Here is an 8,155-nt window from a genome sequence, read left to right on the forward strand (position 1 = left end):
GAACGGCAGCGGTAGGCCGTTTAGATTTTGCCTACGAGGTCCAGAGACGGAGCAAGAGTCTCTTCGCCTTCTTTCCATTTAGCCGGGCATACTTCGTTTGGATTCTCGCGAACGTACTGGGCAGCCTTAACTTTGCGCAGTAGCTCTTCAGCGTTACGGCCGATGTTGCCTGCGTTGATTTCGACGATCTGAATTTTGCCGTCGGGGTCAACAACGAAGGTACCACGCTCTGCAAGACCAGCTTCTTCAATCAATACCTCGAAGTTGCGAGAGATCTGTAAGGTCGGATCTGCAATCATCGGGTACTGCAGCTTGCCGATGGTTTCAGAGCTGTCGTGCCAAGCTTTGTGAGTAAAATGGGTGTCAGTAGACACGCTGTAGATTTCAACACCTAGCTTTTTAAATTCAGCGTAGTTGTCAGCCAAGTCACCCAGCTCAGTCGGGCAGACAAAGGTGAAATCAGCAGGATAAAAGAAGAAAATAGACCACTTACCTTGCAAGTCTGCTTCAGTGACGTCGATAAATTCGCCGTTCAGGTAGGCAGTCGCTTTAAACGGTTTTACTTCAGTGTTGATCAGGGACATTCAGAACGTCTCCAAAATAAGTGAGTGGCAGTGGAAAAAGTTATTGCTCATGGTAACCAACTACGACCAATAGCTAAAATTGTAAAAATGCATCTAAGCAATAGTATTAGACTATCAATGTGTGTTTTTCTGAGTTGGCTACCCTACAAGTGGGGTCGCATGAAGCAGAATACAAGAATTTTCCCCATGGGCTTGCGATAGATGTCGCTGCACCGCAAAATTCGCTTATCTGGCATAGTAGCCACAGCTGTTTTTAATGTTTTAGCGTAAGCTTGACGTTTGAATGACTTGGCAGTTAACGAAATATTCTTAGCGATATAAGGAGTAGTGAGATGGGCAATATTCACAAACTTTCAGTGGCCGTTACGGCCCTATCTTTTGCCGTAGCGGCTGCTAATGCACAAGCGAATGAAGTGCGAGTTTACAACTGGTCCGACTATATCGCCCCTGAAACGCTAGAAAAGTTTACCGAGCGCACCGGTATTGAAGTGACCTATGATGTTTATGACAGCAATGAAATATTAGACGCTGCGCTTTTGTCTGGCCGTTCTGGCTACGATGTTGTGGTTCCTTCTACTTATTATTTTACCCGCCAGGTAAAGGCCGGTGTTTTCCAGCCCCTCAATCATGAGCTATTGCCTAATTTAGATAACCTCAATCCTGAATTGATGGCCAGCCTGGAAGAGATCGATTCGGGTAGCGAATACTCGGTGCCCTATATGTGGGGTACCAACGGCATTGGTTATAATGTTGACCGTGTGACAGACATTTTAGGCGATGACGCGCCACTGAATAGCTGGGCGCTGCTCTTTGATCCTGAAATTACCGGCGCGTTGAGCGAGGCCGGTTGTGGGCTGTCGATGCTGGATTCTGCTGATGAAATGCTGTCTCCCGCCATGGCATATCTAGGGTTTGATCCGCGCAGTGAAAATATCGAAGACCTGGAAGCCGCTGGTGAACTCATTGCCAGTGTTCGTGACGATATGACCTATTTCCACTCTTCTCGTTACGTTTCCGACTTGGCGAATGGTGATGTTTGTGTGGCCGCAGGCTATTCCGGCGATGTTTTCCAGGCGGCTGATCGTGCCGAAGAAGCCGGCCGTGACTTCACTATTGGCTACAGCATTCCCAAAGAGGGGGCTGCACTGTGGTTTGATATGATGGCAGTGCCCGCGGATGCGCCGAATTCTGAAAATGCCCACGCCTTCATTAACTTTATTCTCGATCCGGAAATCGCCGCTGAAATTACCGAGTACGTGCGTTATGCCAACCCTAATGCGGCGGCTAATGAATATCTCTCCGATGAAATTATCAATGACCCGGCTATTTACCCTGAAGCCGAGGTGATGGAAAACCTCTATTTGCAGGCTGAAAAACCTCAAGACGTTCTGCGCGCACGTACGCGTATCTGGAATCGCGTCAAATCAGGTCGTTAATTTAGTCATCGCCTAACAGCGAGCCAAGCCAATGCTGGGCTCGCTGTTACTTTTTTAACGCCCGGTTTCCGGGCCTTTTGATGGGAGTGGCGAATGGTCACTACGCCCCTGTCGAACGAGTCGTCATCCTCTCCTGCGGTAACTCCTCCCGCCGCTCAGCGCGCTCAGGGAAAAACGCCAAGGTTTGCAGAAGATAGTGTGCTTGAGGTAAAGCGCTTAAGTAAGCGCTTCGACGATGCGCTTGCGGTCGATGATGTTAATTTACAGGTAAAGCGCGGCGAAATTTTCGCCTTGCTAGGTGGGTCAGGATCAGGCAAGTCGACGTTGTTGCGTATGTTGGCGGGGTTTGAAACGCCCAGCGAAGGGCGGATTCTGCTAGGCGGCGAAGATATCACCTCTATGCCGCCACACAAGCGTCAAATCAATATGATGTTTCAATCCTACGCGTTATTTCCCCACATGACGGTAGCGCAAAACATCGCTTTTGGGCTCAAGCAGGACAAGCTAGCTAAGGCAGATGTCGATGCGCGTGTCGCACAGATGCTCAAACTAGTGCATATGGAACGTTTTGCTAAGCGTAAACCACATCAGCTTTCCGGCGGACAGCGCCAGCGGGTAGCGCTTGCGCGTTCGCTGGCCAAACGTCCCAAGCTGCTGTTGCTGGATGAGCCGATGGGAGCATTGGATAAAAAGCTGCGCACTGAAATGCAGCTCGAGGTTGTTGAAATCATTGAGCAGGTGGGGGTTACCTGCATCATGGTTACCCACGACCAAGAAGAGGCCATGACCATGGCGGACCGCGTTGCGATTATGGCCGACGGCTGGATAGAGCAGGTGGGTTCACCAGTCGATATTTATGAAAGCCCGGCCAGCCGAATGGTGGCGGAATTTGTCGGTACGGTGAATCTGTTCGAAGGTGAAATCGTCGAAGACGCTGCGGACCACTGTCGCATTGCATCACCCGCCTTATCTCGGCCGATCTATATTGATCATGGCATTACGACTCAGGCGGTAGATCGCCGCGTGTGGGCTGCGCTGCGCCCTGAAAAAATCTGGCTAACCCGTGAGCAGCCATCCGCAGAGTACAACTGGGAAGCAGGCAAGGTTGATGATATTGCTTACTTGGGGGGCTACTCGCTTTACTACGTGCGTACTGCCTCTGGGCAAATGATCAAAGTGAGTATGGCCAATACTGAGCGGCGTGGTGATCGCCCAACCTGGGAGGATAGTGTTTATGTCTATTGGGAAGACCATAGCGCTATCGTGCTGAACCGCTAATGCCTCAGTGGCTGACAGGAGATCGCCTATCATGATGCCATCTCGCATTGCAGGCTTCGTAAAGCGGTTGCAGTTAGGTCGTCGCGCAGTAATCGCGCTTCCGCTTTTGTGGCTTACGCTATTCTTTTTGTTGCCGTTTGCGCTGGTCCTAAAGATTAGCCTTTCGGAAGCAGCCATTGCTATCCCACCCTATGGGCCGCTGGTTGAGTATGCTGATCAAACGCTCAATATCTTTTTGAATCTGGGCAACTATTTGTTTTTGTTGTCAGATTCTCTCTATGTGGCGGCCTACTGGGGCTCGATAAAAACCGCGTTTGTAGCGACAGCAGTATGCCTGTTGATTGGCTATCCGATGGCGTATGCGATGGCCCGTGCTCCGGGGCGCTGGCAGCTTATTTTGCTGCTGTTGGTAATGCTGCCGTCGTGGACGTCGTTTTTGATTCGCGTCTATGCATGGATGGGTATTTTAAGTAATAGCGGGTTAATCAATAACATATTGTTGGGAATGGGGCTGATCGACTCACCGCTACGCATGATGAACACTCAGTTTGCTGTCATTATCGGCATTGTTTATGCCTATCTGCCGTTTATGGTGCTACCGCTTTATGCCCATCTAACGCGGTTGGATAACTCGCTGCTAGAAGCGGCGTCTGATTTGGGTTCGCGCAAGCTTAATACCTTTATCAAAGTCACGCTGCCGCTCTCTATGGGTGGAATCATCGCGGGCTCTATGCTGGTATTTATTCCCGCCGTCGGTGAGTTCGTGATCCCTGAGCTACTCGGGGGGCCGGATACGCTGATGATTGGTAAAGTGTTGTGGGAAGAGTTCTTCTTAAACCGCGACTGGCCTGTGGCTTCGGCGTTAGCCATGGTAATGCTATTGCTGCTGTTAATTCCCATTGTGTGGTTCCATCGCTACCAGTCACGGGAGCTTGAATAATGATGAGACTGCGTAGACGCCCACGCTTTACCTCCGTGATGTTGGTGTTGGGTCTGTTGTTTCTTTATTTGCCCATGGTGGTATTGGTGGTCTATTCCTTCAATGCCTCACGGCTGGTGACAGTGTGGGCAGGGTTCTCGACACAATGGTATGGCGAACTATTTCGTGATCAACAGATCCTGTCTGCGGTTTGGACAAGTCTGAAAATTGCCTTTTTTGCCGCCAGCATGGCGGTATGCTTGGGTACAGTGGCTGCTTTCGTTATGACGCGCTATGGCCATTTTCGCGGCAAGACCGCACTGTCGAGTATGGTTACCGCGCCGCTGGTAATGCCGGAAGTTATTACGGGGCTGTCGCTATTACTGCTATTCGTGCAGATGGCTCAACTGATTGGCTGGCCGGCTGATCGTGGCATGGCGACTATCTGGATTGCTCACACAACGTTTTGCAGTGCGTATGTTGCGGTGGTTGTAGCAGCCCGCTTGCGTGAAATTGATCGCTCTATTGAAGAAGCTGCAATGGATTTAGGCTCGCCACCGGTGAAGACCTTCTTCTTTATTACGCTGCCTGTTATTTCGCCTGCCTTAGCAGCGGGGTGGTTGCTGGCATTCACGCTGTCACTAGATGACTTGGTTATTGCCAGTTTTGTCTCTGGCCCGGGTGCCAACACGCTGCCAATGGTGGTGTTTTCGTCGGTGCGGATGGGGGTGTCGCCTAAGATCAATGCGCTGGCTACGCTGATTATTCTGGCGGTATCGCTCACGACGCTATTGGCGTGGTTCTTCATGCGTCGGGGTGAAGCAAAACGAAAAGCACTACTGCGACAAGCCGAGAGTGCTTAGCGACGGGCGCTAAAGCACATCGTCGTCTCGCCCGGTGAGCACTGCTTCTAGCTCACCGGTTATTAGCGAGACAATGATGTGTAATTGAATCGGCGCACAGCACTGGTGGCAATCCTCCCAGGTATCGTGGCTACCTTGAGAGGTGTCGATAAGAAACGTGAGTGGTGTATCGCAGTAGGGGCAGTAAAAATCATAATTTACTAGCGCGTCATCCTGCATGGCTATTTCCCCTTAATGTGATCGCTAGCGCCCTTTTATCGAAAAGCCCTGAAAATGAGTAACTCTGAAGATAATAGTGTAGCAGTGACCTTGTCCGGTAGGACATGTAAGTAATGAATCAGGTAGGATAATAACGTATTCCTTAAAGCCACCTAGAGATGAGTGCGATGATGATACGACACATGGCAGTAGCGGCCTTTTTGGCCTTCCCGATGGTCGCCCAGGCAGAAACCCCTAACGTCACGCCTGGCGAGTGGGAGTTTGTCAGCGTGACCAGCATGAGTGGTGACATGCAAATCCCCGATCAAACGGAAACCGAACGTCAGTGCATCACTCAAGAAGAGCTGGATAGCGCTGAGTTTGGCTTCATTGAAGAAGAAGAGGGTTGCGAGCTGCTCAGCCAGGATATGAATGCCGATGGCCTTTCCTACAGCATGATTTGCCGTGCCGATGGCGGTGAAGCGACTATCGATGGCGAAATGCGTTTTATGGGTGAGCAGATCGAAGGCAACGTGGATATATTCACTCAATCGCCGATGGGTGAGCTGACCATGAATACAGTGATTGAAGGCGAGCGTATTGGTAACTGTGAATAAGACGGCAGTTAGCATCTTCATGACCTAAAACAAAAGGCGCCTGTGTGGCGCCTTTTGCTTAGTGCGAAGGCCGTTATATGACCTTTCGCAATGGCTCATGTTAGCGCTCGGGGGTATTAAGCGGCGTATGATGAGCGATAGGAGCGCTGGCTATCTCTTCTTCTAATTGGCGTTTAACGGCCCCAGGCGAGCCTGAGTATCGTGCAAGCAGATCGTAGGCTACCGGGACGACAAACAGCGTAAATACGGTCGCAGAGCCAACACCCGCCATAATGACAGTGCCAATAACCAGCCGTGATTCCGCACCCGGGCCGCTTGATAGTATCAGCGGTATCGCACCCGCCATCGTAGTGACCGCAGTCATTAGAATCGGTCGCAGGCGTGTTACCGACGCTTCAATCAAGGCAGAGCGAAACGCTTGGCCCTCATCGCGTAGCTGGTTGGCAAACTCAACAATCAGAATGCCATTTTTAGCGGCAAGGCCAATCAACAGTACTAAGCCTACTTGGCTATAGATATTGAGTGATTGTCCGCTAAGCAGCAGAGCAAGCAGGGCGCCAATCATGGCTAGCGGGACGGTCAGCATGATAACAAACGGGTGAATTAAGCTTTCAAATTGGGCCGCAAGTACTAAGTAAACCACCACGGCACCGAGCACTAATAAGAACATGGTAGCGCCACTGGCCTGTTGAAAATCGCGAGAAGGCCCGGCAAGGTTCGTTTGTACCTCTTCAGGCAATACATTGTCGGCGGCTTGTTGTAAGTATTCCAATGCTTCACCAAGGGGATAACCATCGGCTAGATTGGCTTCAATCGTAATGGCGCGAACGCGATCAAAGCGGTTCAACGTGCTAGCACCCGCGAAGTCAGAGAGCGTTACCAGGCTGGCTAGCGGAATCAGCTCGCCTGAACGTACTGAGCGGACTTGAATATTGTTTAGCGCAGCAGGACTGTTTTGACCGCTGCGGTCACCTTCAAGGATGACATCGTACTCTTCCCCGTCATCTACATAGCGCGTGACGTTACGCCCACCGAGCAGCACTTCCAGCGTCCGACCTATCTCTGTAACCGTGACGCCCAGTGCGGCAGCGCGCTCATAATTGATATCCACGCGTAACTGGGGCTGGGTCTCATCATAATTACTTTCGATAGCGGTAATACGTGGGTTGTTTTCACGAACATGAGTAATCAACCTATCCCGCCAACGCGCTAAATCCTCGTAAGTGCCGCCCCCGAGTACGAATTGCACAGGCTTTTGAGTGCGCTGTCCAAAACCTTGTCTCATCACTGGAAAGGCCTGAACACCCGGCAGTGTTCGTAGCTGCTGGCGAATCTCGGCCATGATTTCCCAAGCGCTACGACGGCTTCCCCAGTCAGCCATGTTGACGATAATAAAACCGCTGTTGAAATTTTCGATATTACCAAAGCCACGTGGTGCACGAACCACAATTCGTTCAAGCTCACCATTGTCCACAAAAGGCGTCAATCTAGCCTCTATCTCATCCATATAGTCCATCATATAGTCAAACGTTGCGCCTTCTGGGCCGTTGACAAGGATAATGAAATTGCCACGATCTTCTTGCGGGGTGTATTCATTGGGCAGCTCGGTTGCCAGCCAGGCGGTAGCGGCTATCAACAAGAAAAACAGGGCAACGACCAGCCACTTTAATGTGAGTACGATTTCTAATGCGCGCTGGTAACGACGCTGGGTGCCCGTTAGCAGCCACTGAACGGCTTGGCTAAGCCGGCTATCATGCATGCCCGGCTTGAGAATCTTAGAAGCCATCATTGGGGTGAGGGTAAGGGCTAGTAGGGTTGAGACAACAACCGCTGCCGCCATGGTAAGTGCAAACTCTGAAAATAGCCGACCAATATCCCCCTGCAGCATGCTGAGGGGAACGAAGACTGCCACCAGCACCAGCGTGGTAGCAATCACCGCAAAAGCGATTTGCCGTGTGCCTCGAAATGCTGCGACCAGAGGTGTTTCTGCGTAGTCGTGCATACGCCGATTGATATTTTCAAGCACTACAATCGCGTCATCAACAATCAACCCAATCGCCAGTACCAGCGCCAATAGCGTGAGTAGATTAATCGAAAAGTTCATGGCGGCTAGGGCGGTAAATGCTCCAATGACAGCAATCGGTACCGTCACTGCAGGCACTAGTGTGGTGCGCAGATTGCCTAAAAACATAAACATCACCACGACGACTAGCCCCATCAGGGAAAATGCATGAAAACCCGCGCCATGATGCGGCTTTCA

Annotated in this window: 7 protein-coding genes and 1 pseudogene; 5 read left to right on the plus strand and 3 right to left on the minus strand. The window is 51.0% G+C overall.

All coding sequences use genetic code 11. The features are described 5' to 3' along the window. Positions 1-20 precede the first annotated feature (20 nt). Positions 21-584, minus strand: coding sequence for an alkyl hydroperoxide reductase subunit C (gene ahpC, locus INT19_RS17490; protein ID WP_038482734.1), 564 nt, complete (start codon positions 582-584; stop codon positions 21-23). A 332-nt stretch (positions 585-916) separates the two neighbouring features. On the opposite strand from ahpC, the gene INT19_RS17495 reads away from it, so the two are divergent. The 4 genes from INT19_RS17495 (at position 917) to INT19_RS17510 (ending at position 5,080) form a co-directional block, all read left to right on the plus strand. Beyond that, on the plus strand, positions 917-2,020 hold the full coding sequence (locus tag INT19_RS17495) for a polyamine ABC transporter substrate-binding protein (RefSeq protein ID WP_193061665.1): 1,104 nt from the start codon (positions 917-919) through the stop codon (positions 2,018-2,020). Between the two features lie 93 nt (positions 2,021-2,113). Next, entirely contained in the window at positions 2,114-3,298 is a 1,185-nt protein-coding gene (locus INT19_RS17500; RefSeq protein WP_089038642.1) for an ABC transporter ATP-binding protein, read from the plus strand. 31 nt (positions 3,299-3,329) lie between these two features. Beyond that, positions 3,330-4,238, plus strand: coding sequence for an ABC transporter permease subunit (locus INT19_RS17505; protein WP_172420358.1), 909 nt, complete (start codon positions 3,330-3,332; stop codon positions 4,236-4,238). Continuing rightward, complete coding sequence (locus INT19_RS17510) at positions 4,238-5,080, plus strand: ABC transporter permease subunit (RefSeq protein ID WP_172420359.1); 843 nt, start codon at positions 4,238-4,240, stop codon at positions 5,078-5,080. The genes INT19_RS17505 and INT19_RS17510 overlap by 1 nt, the downstream gene beginning before the upstream one ends. A 9-nt stretch (positions 5,081-5,089) precedes the next feature. Here INT19_RS17510 and INT19_RS17515 read toward each other — a convergent pair whose 3' ends face one another. After that, positions 5,090-5,299 (minus strand): CPXCG motif-containing cysteine-rich protein, encoded by a 210-nt coding sequence (locus INT19_RS17515; protein ID WP_089038639.1) that lies wholly within the window; start codon positions 5,297-5,299, stop codon positions 5,090-5,092. Positions 5,300-5,466: 167 nt separating this feature from the next. Here INT19_RS17515 and INT19_RS17520 point away from each other — a divergent pair, with 167 nt between their 5' ends. Further along, positions 5,467-5,895 carry a DUF3617 domain-containing protein gene (locus INT19_RS17520; RefSeq protein ID WP_193061666.1) on the plus strand — a complete coding sequence of 143 codons (429 nt, stop codon included), beginning with the start codon at positions 5,467-5,469 and terminating at the stop codon, positions 5,893-5,895. A gap of 100 nt (positions 5,896-5,995) precedes the next feature. On the opposite strand, the pseudogene INT19_RS17525 reads toward INT19_RS17520, so the two are convergent. Continuing rightward, positions 5,996-8,122, minus strand: a pseudogene (locus INT19_RS17525) (efflux RND transporter permease subunit); the annotation flags it as partial. Positions 8,123-8,155: the final 33 nt, after the last annotated feature.

Source organism: Halomonas sp. 3A7M, assembly GCF_014897875.1.
Taxonomy (GTDB): Bacteria; Pseudomonadota; Gammaproteobacteria; order Pseudomonadales; family Halomonadaceae; genus Vreelandella.

Excerpts from the sequence above, each read along its gene's own strand:
- INT19_RS17495 (WP_193061665.1), top strand. The coding sequence starts at position 917 with ATGGGCAATATTCACAAACTTTCAGTGGCCGTTACGGCCCTATCTTTT.
- INT19_RS17500 (WP_089038642.1), top strand. The coding sequence starts at position 2,114 with ATGGTCACTACGCCCCTGTCGAACGAGTCGTCATCCTCTCCTGCGGTA.
- ahpC (WP_038482734.1), bottom strand. The coding sequence starts at position 584 with ATGTCCCTGATCAACACTGAAGTAAAACCGTTTAAAGCGACTGCCTAC.
- INT19_RS17515 (WP_089038639.1), bottom strand. The coding sequence starts at position 5,299 with ATGCAGGATGACGCGCTAGTAAATTATGATTTTTACTGCCCCTACTGC.
- INT19_RS17510 (WP_172420359.1), top strand. The coding sequence starts at position 4,238 with ATGATGAGACTGCGTAGACGCCCACGCTTTACCTCCGTGATGTTGGTG.
- INT19_RS17505 (WP_172420358.1), top strand. The coding sequence starts at position 3,330 with ATGATGCCATCTCGCATTGCAGGCTTCGTAAAGCGGTTGCAGTTAGGT.
- INT19_RS17520 (WP_193061666.1), top strand. The coding sequence starts at position 5,467 with ATGATGATACGACACATGGCAGTAGCGGCCTTTTTGGCCTTCCCGATG.